General features: G+C 36.9%; 15 protein-coding genes. 11 read left to right on the top strand and 4 right to left on the bottom strand.

Going from position 1 to position 15,367, the window contains the following annotated elements; translation table 11 throughout:
- Positions 1 to 186 precede the first annotated feature (186 nt).
- Positions 187 to 1,227, bottom strand: coding sequence for a DNA/RNA non-specific endonuclease (locus GVN22_RS02035; protein ID WP_166549411.1), 1,041 nt, complete (start codon positions 1,225 to 1,227; stop codon positions 187 to 189).
- Between the two features lie 240 nt (positions 1,228 to 1,467).
- Here GVN22_RS02035 and GVN22_RS02030 point away from each other — a divergent pair, with 240 nt between their 5' ends.
- Positions 1,468 to 2,694: an NAD(P)/FAD-dependent oxidoreductase gene (locus GVN22_RS02030; protein ID WP_166549410.1), complete on the top strand. Its 1,227-nt coding sequence runs from the start codon at positions 1,468 to 1,470 to the stop codon at positions 2,692 to 2,694.
- A 233-nt stretch (positions 2,695 to 2,927) separates the two neighbouring features.
- Here GVN22_RS02030 and GVN22_RS27710 read toward each other — a convergent pair whose 3' ends face one another.
- The 3 genes from GVN22_RS27710 to GVN22_RS02015 form a co-directional block, all read right to left on the bottom strand.
- Positions 2,928 to 4,196: a hypothetical protein gene (locus GVN22_RS27710; protein WP_205690755.1), complete on the bottom strand. Its 1,269-nt coding sequence runs from the start codon at positions 4,194 to 4,196 to the stop codon at positions 2,928 to 2,930.
- 117 nt (positions 4,197 to 4,313) lie between these two features.
- Positions 4,314 to 4,691, bottom strand: a complete 378-nt coding sequence (locus GVN22_RS02020) for a hypothetical protein (RefSeq protein WP_166549409.1) — start codon at positions 4,689 to 4,691, stop codon at positions 4,314 to 4,316.
- A gap of 215 nt (positions 4,692 to 4,906) precedes the next feature.
- Complete coding sequence (locus GVN22_RS02015; protein WP_166549408.1) at positions 4,907 to 5,236, bottom strand: tetratricopeptide repeat protein; 330 nt, start codon at positions 5,234 to 5,236, stop codon at positions 4,907 to 4,909.
- Between the two features lie 182 nt (positions 5,237 to 5,418).
- Here GVN22_RS02015 and GVN22_RS02010 point away from each other — a divergent pair, with 182 nt between their 5' ends.
- The 10 genes from GVN22_RS02010 (at position 5,419) to GVN22_RS01965 (ending at position 15,046) form a co-directional block, all read left to right on the top strand.
- Positions 5,419 to 6,153: an electron transfer flavoprotein subunit beta/FixA family protein gene (locus tag GVN22_RS02010; protein WP_166549407.1), complete on the top strand. Its 735-nt coding sequence runs from the start codon at positions 5,419 to 5,421 to the stop codon at positions 6,151 to 6,153.
- Positions 6,154 to 6,308: 155 nt separating this feature from the next.
- Entirely contained in the window at positions 6,309 to 7,274 is a 966-nt protein-coding gene (locus GVN22_RS02005; protein WP_166549406.1) for an electron transfer flavoprotein subunit alpha/FixB family protein, read from the top strand.
- Positions 7,275 to 7,804: 530 nt separating this feature from the next.
- Entirely contained in the window at positions 7,805 to 8,395 is a 591-nt protein-coding gene (locus tag GVN22_RS02000) for a bifunctional nuclease family protein (RefSeq protein WP_166549405.1), read from the top strand.
- Positions 8,396 to 8,564: 169 nt separating this feature from the next.
- Positions 8,565 to 9,449, top strand: coding sequence for an ABC transporter permease (locus tag GVN22_RS01995; protein WP_166549404.1), 885 nt, complete (start codon positions 8,565 to 8,567; stop codon positions 9,447 to 9,449).
- Positions 9,450 to 9,522: 73 nt separating this feature from the next.
- A complete protein-coding gene (locus GVN22_RS01990; RefSeq protein WP_166549403.1) occupies positions 9,523 to 9,726 on the top strand; it encodes a DUF3098 domain-containing protein in 204 nt (67 codons plus the stop codon).
- Positions 9,727 to 9,877: 151 nt separating this feature from the next.
- The gene (locus GVN22_RS01985; protein WP_166549402.1) at positions 9,878 to 10,681 is read left to right on the top strand and encodes an undecaprenyl-diphosphate phosphatase; all 804 of its coding nucleotides are present in this window, start codon (positions 9,878 to 9,880) and stop codon (positions 10,679 to 10,681) included.
- A gap of 373 nt (positions 10,682 to 11,054) precedes the next feature.
- Positions 11,055 to 11,762: a tRNA pseudouridine(55) synthase TruB gene (truB, locus tag GVN22_RS01980; RefSeq protein ID WP_166549401.1), complete on the top strand. Its 708-nt coding sequence runs from the start codon at positions 11,055 to 11,057 to the stop codon at positions 11,760 to 11,762.
- A 63-nt stretch (positions 11,763 to 11,825) separates the two neighbouring features.
- Positions 11,826 to 12,752, top strand: a complete 927-nt coding sequence (locus GVN22_RS01975) for a bifunctional riboflavin kinase/FAD synthetase (RefSeq protein ID WP_166549400.1) — start codon at positions 11,826 to 11,828, stop codon at positions 12,750 to 12,752.
- 193 nt (positions 12,753 to 12,945) lie between these two features.
- A complete protein-coding gene (locus tag GVN22_RS01970; protein ID WP_166549399.1) occupies positions 12,946 to 13,428 on the top strand; it encodes a YdeI/OmpD-associated family protein in 483 nt (160 codons plus the stop codon).
- A gap of 265 nt (positions 13,429 to 13,693) precedes the next feature.
- The gene (locus GVN22_RS01965; protein ID WP_166549398.1) at positions 13,694 to 15,046 is read left to right on the top strand and encodes a Gfo/Idh/MocA family protein; all 1,353 of its coding nucleotides are present in this window, start codon (positions 13,694 to 13,696) and stop codon (positions 15,044 to 15,046) included.
- The last annotated feature ends 321 nt before the right edge of the window (positions 15,047 to 15,367 follow it).

Below are 15,367 nucleotides of genomic sequence, written 5' to 3'. Positions count from 1 at the left end.
TCTCTTTAACCCAAAAATATAGCGTCGATAATTTATTGAAATGATAAAATATGCTACGAATTTTAATGTAAATGAGCCTCATGAACTGTGGCTAAATTCGTGTTGACATAGCTTTAAACGCATCATATTGCATATTTACAACTGAAATAATCGCAAAATCTACGAATCACCATTCACTCAATTTGTCTAGAACCAGTCATCCACGTTCACCCCAGATTCTATTTGTTTTTGTAGAGATTCTGGAAATTTAGCAAAAAAATCAATTCCTGTTTTCTTCTCGATACTATCGATACTCACGGCAAAAGAGCGAACCGTTTCATAAGAAGCTTGATTTGGCATCAAGAAAGCAATAGCCTGTTTGTCTCTTGGGTCGTATACAATTTTGTAATAATATTCGGGTACTGCTATTTGATTGCGTTTTCCGATAAATTCTAATCCTTGGCGTAAAATAGGTCCTGTTACAACAATCAAATCCCCTCTATCTTGCGCCCATTTTCTGACTCTACTTTCCAAATCACTCCAAATACCTCTGTTAAAATCGGGAGCTTGTGGACTCATATTGGACATGTAAAAGGTCTCATTTTGCAATTCATGATCATATTTAAAATCACCAGCAGGGCAAAGGTGACCTCTGTCATAACCCGATCGGGAGTAATCCTGAGTAACTGCCGAACCCGTAGATACTTCAGGGTCAGCCATAAATTCATTCGAGCGGGGTTCATTCCCCTTTGCTGCTTCTGACTTTAATAAATGTAGCACCCAAGATGCTTGTTCATAGTCCTCCTGATAGCTTAACATATAGCCTGTATGACGTACAATCTCGTTGTCTTTTGAAGAATAAGGTTTGTATTTGTCAAGATCTTTGAAAACTACATTTGAAGAGCTATTATCCTTGAAGACTTCATCTTTAATATTGGGTAACGTTTTGGTACCTTCCTCCACAGCATCTTTCAGAATATCTACGATAGAGTTATCTTTCTTGGAGGAACTTTTAGTGTCACTGGCTTCATTGTCAGAGGCTTCGGTGTCATTTTCTTTTGTGTCGCTAGCTACATTGTCTTCGCGTCCTTCACGAGTCCAAGGCTCTTTTTTCTTTTCATTTTTACCGTTAAAAATGTTAGAAACATCGTGTTTAAATTGCTGAAAAGGATGAGGTTGACCCCAATAATATAAAACGATTCCGAGTACAGCTAGAAAAAATAAAAACTTAATTTTACTGGTTTTCATAATACAATTTTACTGGGTTTTCTAGACCCATTCTGGTATGAATATCTTCGATTGAGGCGGTATGTCCCAAAGCGGTTTTTTGAAAGTAATTTCAGATTAGGCTTTTGGGATTAAGCTAAAAGACTACAATTTTACTAATTTCGTACTAATAAACGTAAGAGTCTGGGGCTTTTTGACTAAAAAAACGAGAAATAAGCTCGAACAGTATCAGAATTAAAAAGTCTTAGATAAAAAAATCAAATGAGTCGAAAAAAAATAGTCGTAATAGGAGGAGGAGCTGCTGGGTTTTTTGGTGCTATCAGAGCTGCCGAGCAAAATCCTGCAGCAGAAGTTTTGTTATTGGAAAAAAATAGAACGGTTCTCAATAAAGTGCGAATCTCGGGTGGAGGGCGTTGTAATGTGACACACGCTTGTTTTGATGATAAAAAATTGTCAAAGTTCTATCCAAGAGGAGGAAGTTTTCTGAAACCACTTTTCAAAACCTTTAATCCTCAAAGTACTATTGATTGGTTTCAACAAAAAGGAGTAGCGTTAAAGATTGAATTGGATGGACGTATGTTTCCAACCACAGATAGCTCTGAAACCATCGCCTTATGCTTAGAAAATGAAGCTATTAGAAAAGGCGTTCAAGTAAAAACTTCGACAGGTGTATCCAAAATCCACCCGAAAGAAGAGACTGGATTTGTCCTTGATCTATTAGATGGAACAAATCTTGAAGTAGAAGCCGTGTTGGTCACTACAGGTGGGAACCCCAACGTAGAAGGCTATCGTTGGCTAGCAGATTTGGGCTTGAATATTCTTTCTCCATTACCGTCTTTATTTACTTTTAATACTCCAGAGGGAGTTTTTAAAGATCTCTCAGGCGTGAGTGTGCCCAATGCTAACGTCAAAATTGCAGGGAAAAAACTCAAACAGGATGGTCCTCTATTAGTAACGCACTGGGGTTTTTCGGGTCCAGCTATTTTAAAGTTATCAGCTTGGGGCGCCAAAGAATTGGCTGAGGTGGAGTATAAATTCTCTACATTAATCAATTGGTGTGGCGAAACAACTGAAAATGAAGTAAGAGAGCAATGGGTTTCTCAAAAAAAGCTTCATCCTAAAAAAGTGATTCAGTCAAACCAATTATTGGGTGTACCGTCTCGTTTATGGAAACGTTTATGTGAATTAGCCGAAATAGATGAACAACTGCGCTGGATTGATGTTTCAAACAAACAACTTAATAAGCTTACCGAAAACTTGATCAATTGTAATCAGACAGTTGCTGGAAAAACTACCTTTAAAGAAGAGTTTGTGACCTGCGGTGGCGTAGACTTGAACGAAATCAACCCCAATACGATGGAGTCTAAAAAAATTAAAGGATTGTTTTTTGCAGGAGAGGTACTAGATATTGATGCTGTAACAGGCGGATTTAATTTTCAAGCCGCTTGGACAACTAGTTATGTGGCTGGATCGAATATAAGTATTTAAGAGAATCAAGATTTCTTGTATTTTGTTAAACAAAAAATAGGAGTCATCTCGAATTTAGTGATTATGTGAAAATTTGTATTCTGTCAGTAGAGACACAATGATTGCGTCTTAAGCTAAGTCATATTTAGCATAGTAGCATTAAAAAAGCGGTCGAAAAACAATTTTCGACCGCTTTTGATTTTTAATATAATCACTCAACCCCAACTCACTAAATTGAGAATAACTTTTATCTATTAACGATGTCTACCGCCGCCGCCAAAACTTCTACCGCCCCCTGAAAAACCTCCTGAGCGGAATCCTCCTCCATAGTTTCCTCCATAACTTGGACGATTACCTCCGTTGAAACTATTACCTCTAGAAGCAGTAAAGTGGTTATTCATTGTACCACTAAAGGTATTTCCTCGATAATAATTAGGTCTGCTAGCCACTACGTTACGGTAATAATTTCCGTAATGACGATACAAATTTGGGTAATTCATATAATAACCGCCATTAAAGAACCAGTTTGAGAATCCGTAGGCAGGAAACATGCCTAAACCCCAGCCTCCAAAACCATAACTCATCCCAAAACTGCCCCAATATGCTCCAGGATACCACAAAGCTGAGCCATACCAATATGGATAACCAAACCAATATGAGTATGGATTTGCATACCCGTAACCATATCCATTACCATAAGCGATTTGACCATTGGGTAGGATATATCCATTGCTTTTGGCGAAATCCTTAGCTGCTTGGTTCAACTCTTGTTTGGCTTGTGGATTTTTATCCAATTCACGTTTGTAGGCTGCTAATTGTGCTTGGTTTTGAACGACCAAACTATCATGTTGTGCAGCCAACTCAGTTTTCAAACCGCTTTGATCTGAAATATACTTTTTACCTAATTGTTGCGTAATGTCCAAATTGTCATTCAAGAATAACATTACATCTGGATATTTTGCCAATGTAGTAAAAGCAGTTTGCGCTGTGGCATCAAGTGGCTGAATGGTTTTTTTGAACCCATCCTCCGCTTGTTGATACAATTGATCTACTTTGTCTAAATCATCTTCGTGATGACGATAGAGTTTCCAAGCCGCAGTTGCCAAATTTTCATCTTTATTGGGTAACATTGCTTCAATCTCATCACGACTTTTACCGCTTGGAGTGGTAGCCAAGGTGTGTAACAAATCTGGATAACGTGTTAGCTCGTAAAACCAGCCTTGTTTTTTCTGATTAAAGTCTTTAATAACGTTTTGAAATGAGTTTTGAGCCTGACTACGCAAATTTTGAATCGTTGCCAACGCCACAGGATATTGACTGGTGGTCAATATAGACTCACGTACATCTGCATCGTACGACGCAATACTTTGTTGCATCCCTTTTAGGGTTTCTATCTGATTAGCTTGTCCAAAGATTTGACTTTGGAACAATGTCATGATAAGAGCTGTAAAAGCAACAACTGTTTGACGGAAGCTAATTCCTCCCAATGCTTCCATTCCTCCGAAAAGCTTGTTAGTTTTCATGGCTTTAAATACTATAATGATTAGAAAACGAATAGATAATACTGTGGAAACCGAAAAGTCAGTATCCAAAAGGCTGTTGCAACCGAAAATGAGTTTACAACGTATTAAAACAAGCAATTAGAAAGGTAAATATTTCCATTCATGGAAAAGCACGTAGAGATGATTGATGTGATAAGGAAAAGTGGTGCCAGTAGATTTCCATATTACCAAATTTTTAGGTAATACGAAGGCATCAAAAAAAGCACTAAAATCTGGAAGAAAACCAACAACTGATACAAAGTCTGAGGTATGCTCTGGTTCTGTTTCGTTGTCATCTGCCAAAACAAATGATGGAGTTGTGTTTTTTACTACTCCATATACACCAGAAATACTTGAAGTTGCAATAAACGCTTTTCTTCCTGAGTTGACGAGTGAAGTAGATTTCATTCCCCAAGCCAAGCATCCATAACTTAAGATTAGGATGAAGAAAAGCAATATGTGTTTTTTGCAGTTCATGACTTTCGTTGTGATTTTACTAGTAAACGCTCCGAGTAGGAGTTTGTTATATTTCTTAGAACGTTTGAAAATGGAAAGGTTTAATTGGATTTCGGATTTGAGATATTGGATTTCAGATTTTTTTAATTTGAATTAGATAAACTTTGGATAACCAAAAAAACAAATTGACCATTTTACGAAAAATCCAAAATCAGCTATCCCAAATCCGAAACGGTTTACCATTCTTCTCTCTCATCCAAAAACATTTGATAGGCTCCTTTAAGTTCTTTCAAAGCCTTTTCATTTTGGAGATTTGCTGTAATCTCAATTCCTTTTTGGTAAGTCTGTTCAGCCAAATCAAATTCTTCTAAAGTAGTATAAAGTGCCGCAGCATGATAATAGGTCGCCCAATAATTAGGGTGATTTGTTATCAATTCTTCAAATAGTTGTCTTGCTGACTGTAGGTCAAATTTTAATAGCTCTGTTGCCAATGCATACGCATTAAATGGGTCATTTGGCTCTTCTTCATAAAATTTACGCAATTGTTCAAGGCGAAATTGGTTCATCTTGCTCTAAATAAAAGGGTTTGTAAAAAACTTTGAAAAAATTATTATGCTTGCATACTATTTTTAAAACTTTTCGTTAATATTGCATCAGGATATTGTTCGAAAAGTTAAAAATATCCTCGGTATAGTGAAATATTCAAGCTGTACGATTAATCTACTGTAAACATAATATTTTAATTGTTATGAAAATCTTAGTATGTATTACCAATGTCCCTGATACCACCGCTAAAATCTCTTTTACCGATGGTGATACCAAGTTTAACAAAACGGGCGTACAATATATTTGCGGACCTTACGACGATTATGCCTTGTCTCGTGCAGTCGAACTCAAAGAACAGCACGGCGGTACCGTAACAGTTTTGAACGTGGGTGAGGCTGAGTCTGAACAAGTAATCCGTAAATGTTTGGCAATTGGTGCCGACGATGCTATTCGTGTCAACACCGAACCGACAGATTCGTATTTTGTTGCAGAACAAATTGCACATATTGCTTCTCAAGAAAACTACGATTTGATTTTGATGGGTCGTGAATCTATTGATTTCAACAGTGGTGTGATACATGGTTTAGTAGGAGAGATGTTGGGAATTCCGTCGCTTTCGCCAGTCATGAAATTAGAAATTGATGGAGGTGTTGCTAAAATGACTCGTGAAATTGAAGGAGGAAAAGAAGATATTGAAGCTTCATTGCCATTGGTATTAGGTTGCCAAGAACCAATTGCTGAGTGGAAAATCCCGAATATGCGTGGTATCATGTCGGCTAGAACAAAACCTCTAAAAGTTGTAGAGCCAGTTGGGGTAGGGTTGACTATTACAGAGAAATATGCGCTTCCTGCGCCAAAAGGAGCCGTAAAAATGATTCCTGCTGAAGAGGCAGAAAAATTAATTGATTTGTTGAAAAACGAAGCTAAGGTTTTGTAAGATTCTCAATCAAATTTTTATTCAAAGCATTTAACCGTGTTAATTAAAAAGTGTTTAAAATCAGATAGTTATTTAGAGAATCATGAAATCCCTAATAACAGATATACGATTAACTGATAACAGTTTTTATTGATTAGCACACAAACGATATTATTATGAGCGTTTTAGTTTTTGCCGAATTAGATAACGGCTCAATCAAAAAATCTTCATTAGAAGCAATATATTATGGCTCAGAAGTTGCCAAAGCAAAAGGTAGTTCAGTGACAGTTCTTGCCATTGGCGAGTCTAGCAATGAAGCTTTGGCCATCGCTGGCAAGTATGGAGCATCCAAAGTATTGTGGGCATCTGATGCTCGTTTGAATGTTGCCTCGATTCAGGCTTATTCAAGTGTATTAGCGGAGGCTGTAAATGCGACTTCAGCAGAGTTTGTCATTTTATCGAAATCTTCATTGGGAGATGCCGTATCGGCACGAGTATCTGCCAAGTTGAAAGCTTCTATTGTGTCAAACGTGGTGGATTTACCCGATTTTTCTAGCGGTGTCACGGTGAAAAGAAGTATTTACACAGGGAAAGCCTTTGCGACTGTAGCGTTGACTGCTGACAAGAAAGTGATTGCGATAAAGAAAAATGCAGTAAATGTAGTTGAGGGCGATGGTAGTGCATCTGTCGAAAATTTTGCACCATCCTTGAACGATGCTGATTTTGCCGTAAAGGTGACAGGTACACATAAAGCATCTGGACAAGTATCGTTACCAGAGGCAGACTTGGTAGTATCGGCAGGTCGTGGATTGAAGGGACCAGAAAATTGGGGAATTGTGGAAGACCTTGCCAATGCGCTAGGAGCGGCTACGGCTTGTTCTAAACCTGTTTCTGATTTGGATTGGAGACCTCACCACGAGCACGTAGGTCAAACAGGTATTAAAGTTTCTCCTAATTTATATATCGCTTGCGGTATTTCAGGAGCCATTCAACATTTGGCGGGTGTCAACTCTTCTAAGGTGATTGTGGTAATTAATAAAGATCCAGAAGCGCCATTCTTCAAAGCTGCTGATTATGGTATTGTTGGTGATGTATTTGATGTATTGCCTCGTTTGACAAAAGCCATTCAAGCAGCGAAGTAAAGGTTAATCCTGACTTATTCAGAGATTTTATAACAAGACATATTGATAAACCGAAATTTCTTGCTGTTGCAAATTAGACCTATTCTCGCAAAGAGGTAGGTCTTTTTTATGAATAGTCAGTTGGTATTGCACAACGGTTTTAAACAATTTTTGATTTGGGATTTCTGATTTCGGAATTATTGCAAATACCTTCATTTTTTACAAAATAGGGTTTTATAAAGTAGATTATACTTCCGCAATCCAACATCCAATATCCGAAATGGATGATTCTTAAAATCCTTTGTACAGCCTTAATAATCAGTATGAAATACAATTAGGGATACGTATATTTCTAAAACAACAAATATTCCTACTTTTAATTTAGCAAAACAAACAGGACGAAAACTTTTTTAAAATTAATCAGGTTTATATCTTTGTTATCAGCATAAATCCTACTGGTTATGACAAATTGGCATAGTGAGACTGTTTGGCAAGGTTGTAGACAATGTTGGTAGGAATTCAACCGTTTATTCATTATAAGCTCTTACAAAGTGGAGAAAATAAGACTAGAAATATTGGGATTGTCGCCAAGCTCATCACAAACAGGTTCTTTTGCGCTTGTTTTGGGAGAGGAGCACGGACCTCGTCGTTTACCTATTATTATCGGAACTTTTGAGGCTCAGGCAATAGCCATTGAAATTGAAAAAATCGAACCTAACCGCCCAATGACACATGATTTGTTTAAGACATTTGCAAAATCATTTGGCTACACAGTCAACGAAATAACCATTACAGATATCAGAGAAGGCGTATTTTTTGCCAAAATCCAATGTTCGGATGGCTTACGAGATGTTGCTATAGATGCTCGTCCTTCCGATGCCATAGCGATTGGTCTACGCTTTAATGTGCCAATTTATACAACCGAGCACGTTTTGTCTGAAGCAGGTATTTCTGTAAATGAGACTTCTCAGCACGACGACGATGAGGAGGCAATTGAAACGCCAAGTCCTAAAAAATCATTTGGTGAAATGCTCAGAGATAATCCAGTAGAAGTACTCAACAAAATGCTTGAGGAAGCTATCGAAAGTGAGGATTATGAAAGAGCAGCCAAAATTAGAGACGAAATCGAACGTAGAAATTAATTCAACTGATAGCAAAAGCCGTTTGAGTTTATCAGACGGCTTTTTTGTTAAAAAGCGTTAAATGTATATTATTGCAATGAAAAACAAGTAATTTTGTTTGTATAACAATCGAACCTACGAATTACTTGCGCAGCATTGAAGATTACGCTCCAAATCGCACTGTAAAATCATGCCAAAAGTTAAAAAACTAGGAAATACCCCTAACCTGATGGTAGTTGTGAGTTTAACAATTGCCTTGTTCTTAATTGGTCTATGTGGACTCTTGACGCTCAACGCTCGCAAATTGGCAGAGGTCGTTCGTCAAAATGTAGAAGTGCAGGCTTATCTTGACAATGATTTGTCCAATGCCAAACTGGATTCGATTTACAAGCAAATTGCAAAATATCCATTTGTTCTTTTTAAGGATAATTCTGCTCAGATTAACTTTATTTCAAAAGATGCTGCCGCAAAGCAGTTTATTGAAGACTCAGGGGAGGATTTTCATAAGTTATTAGGCAAAAACAACAACCCTTTACTGAATTCTTATTCAATTAAAATCAAAGAAGAATATTTCAGCGAAAGTAGATTGAAAGAAATCAAAAAGTCGCTGGAACGTATCCAAGGAATCAAAGAAGTGGGTTATGTAGAAAACTTTGTAGACGAAGTCAACAAAAATATCTCTAAGATATATCTCATTTTATCAGGTTTTGTTTTGTTGTTGCTGGTTATCATCATTATGCTGGTAAACAATACCATCAAACTCGCACTATATTCACAGCGCTTTCTGATTCGCAGTATGCAGTTGGTAGGGGCTACAGATTCTTTTATCCGTAAGCCATTTGTGTCAAAAGGTGCTTTACAAGGTCTGATTAGTGGTTTTATTGCAAGTACTTTGTTGATTGTTACCCAACAATTAGCTGTGAATAAAGTAGATGGCCTGGTGATTTTACAAGAAATAGATAAGATGGTTTTGTTAATCCTTATCATCTTGATAGTAGGCTTATTAGTAGGTGTAACAAGCACTTTCCGCTCGGTCGATAAATATCTAAAGTTGTCTTTGGATGATCTTTATTAAAATAAGATTATAAAGACTTAAACTATAAAATTCGAAGCCACAATGGCTTTTATATCAATAAAATTCGAAAACTATGTCAAATTCATCAAAATTACCATTTGGAAAGGCCAACTATACACTGATGTTGTTGGGTATCATCGTTATTCTTGCAGGATTTTTTATTATGAGTTTGGATAAAGAGGAGTTCGGCTTTGGCTTCTTAGGCTTGACCCTCGGACCATTGGTAGTATTGGCAGGGTTTACCATTGAATTTTTTGCTATTTTGAAGAAATCTTAGAGGAAAAATAATTTCCTGATATTAATTCATACTAATATTTACCGTTAAAAAACAAAAAGAGGAAATCTGGATATGAAAACAGGTTCTTCTTTTTGTTTTTTGTATTTTTGAGCCATTAATATTTCCTACTTAAAAGATACTTAAACATTATATGTCTATCATTCAATCTATTATTCTAGCCATCATCGAAGGACTTACCGAATTTTTACCTATTTCATCTACTGGACACATGGTTTTAACCAGCTCGATTCTTGGAATTGAGAATGATAAGTTTACCAAACTTTTTGAGATATGTATTCAACTAGGTGCTATTTTGGCGGTTGTTGCCTTATACTGGAAAAAGTTTTTTGACTTTTCTAAATGGCAATTCTATGTAAAGTTGATGTTGGCGGTAGTCCCTGCTTTAATTTTTGGCAAATTATTCGATGATTTAATTGATGAACATTTAGGAAATCCAGCATTTATCGCAACGGTTTTATTGCTTGGAGGTATCATTTTATTATTTGTCGATAATTGGTTTAAGAAACCGATTTTTGACGAAGAAGCGGATATTACTAATATTACTGCCATCAAAATCGGTGCGTATCAGTGTTTGGCTATCATGTTTCCAGGACTTAGTCGTAGTGCTGCCACGATTATTGGTGGTATGCAGCAAAAATTGACTCGTAGCTTAGCGGCTGAATTTTCTTTCTTTTTGGCGGTTCCTACTATGGCTGCAGCTACTGGTTACAAACTGCTGAAATTTATTAAAGAAGAAGGAGCTATTACTTCAGAGCAGGTAAAATTGTTAGCGGTAGGAAACATTGTTGCTTTTTTTGTAGCGGTATTGGCTATTAAGTTTTTCATCAGTATTTTGAATAAATACGGCTTCAAATATTTCGGTATTTACCGTATTATCGTAGGCTTAACCATTTTAGGATTATTGGCAACAGGACACACACTTAGTGTAGTCTAGGAGCGATGATATGAAAAATCAAAATTCTGGAGTTATTTTTGTCATGAAAGTGTTTCCCTTCATAATGATGGCTATAATATGAACCATGAGTAATGAAAGAATACATTTGATGGTAAAAAATGAGAGGTAAGATTTTAGAGTATGTTTAAAAATTTTATTTGGCATTTGTTTGAAAAAACAAAATTTCCATTCGCCACTGCTTACTTTTCTTGTCTTGACACAAGAAAAGTAACAAAAGAAAGTCAAGAAATCCTAAACTCGCCTTCGGCTTAAACAGTAGGATTTCACTAAAGTAAATACAAATCTTTAATGACTTTTAAAATTTAAACATGCTTTTAGGAAAACTATATTAACTCCAAGAAATATAATTTTTATGAATGAAAATCAACAAAATCAGCCTGTGCAAGATCCTGGAGAGGTGTTGCTGATTGATAAACCTCTTACGTGGACTTCTTTTGATGTAGTCAAAAAATTGAAGTATGCAGGTAATTTTAAAAAAATAGGTCACGCAGGTACATTAGATCCATTGGCAACAGGTTTGCTAATCCTTTGTACAGGTAAAATGACCAAGCAAATAGACAGTTTTCAAGCGCAAGAAAAGGAATATTCAGGAACATTGGTTCTAGGAAAAACCACCCCTTCGATAGATTTAGAAACTGAATTTGACGGTGAATTTCCGACCGAACATATTACTGAAGAAATCATGCAAAATGCCTTGGCGCAATTGACAGGTCCAATTTTGCAAATTCCACCGATTTATTCAGCGATTTCTGTAGGAGGAAAACGTTTGTACGAATTGGCAAGAAAAGGAAAAACAGAAGATGATATCGAAATAAAATCGAGAGAAGTCGAAGTGAAGAAATTTGACATTGAGACTTCAGAGTTCCCAACGATTCATTTCCGCATTGTCTGCTCAAAAGGTACATATATTCGCAGTTTGGTACGTGATTTTGGACTAGCTTGTCAATCAGGAGCTTATATGAGTGCACTTCGTCGCGAACGTATTGGAGAGTTTGAGGTAGCTAATGCTTTGACTATTGAAGAGTTTGTTAACCAAAGAGCGGTTGCTCCTGTAAAATAGCATATTATTGGATTTGTGGTGCGACTGTGTCGTACCACATTTTTTTTAGACTAACTTTGTGATATGAAGGTATATTACGGAATTCAAGAATTTCAAAGACTAGAAAACGCAGTTGTTACCAGTGGCACATTTGATGGTGTACATCTGGGACACCAAAAAATATTAAAAAGGCTAGCAGAAGTAGCACAACAAACAGGAGGAGAAAGTGTTGTTATTACCTTTTATCCACATCCTCGCACGGTGGTGTCGGCCGATAATCAGGAAGTAAAACTCCTTTCTACTTTAGATGAAAAAATAGAATTGTTGACTCAAAATGGCGTTCAACATCTATTAGTAATTCCGTTTACCAGAGAGTTTTCGGAGCTTACTTCGGAGGAGTTTATCCAGAAAGTAATCATCAATACTATTGGTACTAAAACTCTGGTGATTGGCTACGACCATCGCTTTGGAAAAAACCGTGAGGGTGGGTTTGATTATCTGGTTCAAAATGCCAGTCGTTATGGTTTTGGCGTTGAGGAAATTTCACGTCAAGATATTGATCACGTGGCAGTGAGTTCATCAAAGATTCGCAAAGCTATCCAAGACGGAGATATGACCCAAGCGCAGCATTTTTTGGGTCGCAACTATGATTTAAATGGCTTGGTGGTAAAAGGCAAACAAATAGGTCGTACCATTGGCTTTCCAACAGCTAATATCCAAGTGCGTGAACAAACCAAACTGGTTCCTCAAGATGGTGTTTATGCGGTTTGGGTATATTACAATGCTGAGAAATTGAGAGGAATGCTAAACATTGGTAACCGACCAACTGTAGATGGTACTTACAAAACGATTGAAGTAAATATCTTAGATTTCAACAAAGAAATTTATGGTGAAAACTTAAAAGTAGAGTTTGTACAGAAAGTAAGACCTGAACAAAAATTCAACGGATTAGATGCCTTGAAGGCGCAAATCGCTCAGGATAAACTGACCGTTTCTGATATCTTGAAATAGAGAGTTATTATTCTTTCAATTAGCTGATGATTTATGTTGTCAGCTAATTGAATATAAGCTAGAAAACGTTATTAGTTAATCGTATATTCGTTATTTGAAGGCACTTAAAATCAGATACAGCAAGAAATGCTACCGATAATTAATGTAATTTTTATGCTAAAGCCTACACAGTCCTTGTCCCAAAACTTGAGCAATGCCTGATATTTTATTAATAGATGCGATATTACCTGTTCAAAAATTTGAGGGAAAAGGAGGCTGGACATACGTGGCTTTACCTACTATTGCTCAAAATTCACAAAATCCATTTGGTTGGATACAAGTAAAAGGTTCTATCGATTCATTTCAATTGTCACGCTACAAATTGATGCCTATGGGCAATGGGCATTTGTTTTTGCCCCTTAAAGCTGAGCTTCGTAAGCAGATTAAAAAACAGGCTGGAGATACAGTGTATATTCAACTCTTTTTGGACGAAAGTCCACTTTCCATTCCAACTGAATTTACGGAGTGTCTAGCGCTAGATTCTTTTGCAGAAAAAGCATTTAACAAGTTGGACGAGCGTCAGCAAGAAGCATTTGTAAAAAGGATTATCTCCGCAAAAAATGAAGATATTAAGGTCGAAAGAATGGCTCAAACACTCAAAGATTTGACCAATGGTTTAACCAACCCTTCACGATAACAATAAGATTATTCCCCTTCCTTTCTCAACGTAGTCTACACATTTTTACTTCAAATAATTTCAACCAACTAATATTTATTGTATTATTCAAAGAATATCCAGTATAAACAGGATGGGGCATGATGGTTCGTTTTGATACAATAGGTTATTTTACAATAAATAATTTGTAAAGTGCAAAGTATAAATAGTTGATTTAAAGCGTTTTTTTCTTTGCAAAACTTACTTTACAAACCTATGTTAACCGAAAATCAAAGACCTTACCGAAATGGAAAGTCAGGAAAACAATCTTAATCGAAGAGCATTTTTACAGCAAACATCCTTGGCCTCAGCGGGTTTATTGATGGCAAACTTATCAGAAACGCTTGGCAATACTACCACCAAACGCAAAGTAGCAATGGTGGGTACGGGTCATCGTGGCACGGGTATGTGGGGAACCCCAGTTGTAAAAGAATTTGGCGATGTAATTGAGTTTGTTGGTTTGTGTGACATCAATCCAGGTCGTGCCGAAACAGCAAAGCAATTCTTGGGTGTAAATTGTAATGTTTACACAGATTTCGAGAAAATGATGAAGGAAACCAAGCCCGATTTGTTGATCGTAACAACAGTCGATGCTACACACGATAAGTTTATTATTCGTGGGATGGAATTGGGCGCTGATATCATTACCGAAAAGCCAATGACTACTGACGAAGGAAAATGTCAGGCTATTTTGGATGCTGAAAAGCGTACTGGAAAAAAGGTAACGGTTACTTTTAATTATCGATATTCGCCTCATCGTCAGAAGATTTACGAACTTTTACGTGAAGGAGCTATCGGAAAAGTTACTTCTGTAGATTTCCATTGGTACTTGGATACTCGTCATGGTGCAGACTATTTCAGACGCTGGCATCGACTTCGTGAAAATTCTGGTTCGTTATGGGTTCACAAAGCAAGTCATCACTTCGATTTGCTGAACTGGTGGCTAGAATCAGAACCAGAATCCGTATATGCACAAGCGTCGCTAGAGCACTACGGTAAAAATGGCGAACAGCGTGGTACAAACTGCCGTTCGTGTGCACACAAGACGTCTTGTAATTTTTATTGGGATATAACAAAAGACACCCGCTTAACGAAGCTTTACGTAGAAAACGAAAAGCATGATGGCTACTTGAGAGACGGTTGTGTGTTTAAAGAAGATATTAATATTTTCGATAAAATGGCTGCCACCATTCATTATGCTAACGGCGTGAATGTTGCCTATTCGTTAACAACATATTCACCTTATGAAGGATATAGAATAGCATTTAACGGAACAAAAGGACGTTTAGAAGCTTGGATTAAAGAATCGGGCAAAATGACTATTGAGAATTATGATGAGTTGATGCTTTCTCGCAATTTTGGAGATATCGAATACATCAAAATTCAACAAGCTGAAGGACATGGTGGAGGAGATGCACGCTTGAGAGATAAGATTTTCCGTAATCCTAATGCCAAAGACACATACCGTCAGGCGGCAGGAAGTCGTGATGGAGCAATGGCTATCTTAGTTGGGATAGCAGCAAGAAAAAGCTCAGACACAGGACAGCCTGTAAAGATAGCCTCATTGACCGACCTAAAACCATTGGCAGTAAAATCGTAAGAAATACTATCGAGATGCCTAAAAGCACTTGATTAAAACGCTTTAGGCTGTAAGCCGTATGCATTAGGCAAAAAGCATAAATTATTTCGTGAGAAATGCTTTCCATCTTATAGCTTACAGCATAAAGACTTGAGCTTTATTCGGGTAAAATTGTATTAAAAGGCTTTAGGCTGTAAGCCGTAGGCATTAGGCAAAAGAGATTCAATTATTTCGTGAGAAATACTTTTCAACTTTTAGCCTACAGCATAAAGCCTAGAGCTTAATGCGGGTAAAGTTAATTTTGCCCGCTAATTTAAAATATTAGACTTCTAAATATTTAAT

The sequence above is a fragment of the Cellulophaga sp. BC115SP genome (assembly GCF_009905545.1).
In the GTDB taxonomy this organism is placed as follows: Bacteria; Bacteroidota; Bacteroidia; order Cytophagales; family Spirosomataceae; genus Flectobacillus; species Flectobacillus rivi.
The sequence above is the reverse complement of the archived record's forward strand: the minus strand, read 5'-3'. Positions and strand labels throughout refer to the sequence as shown.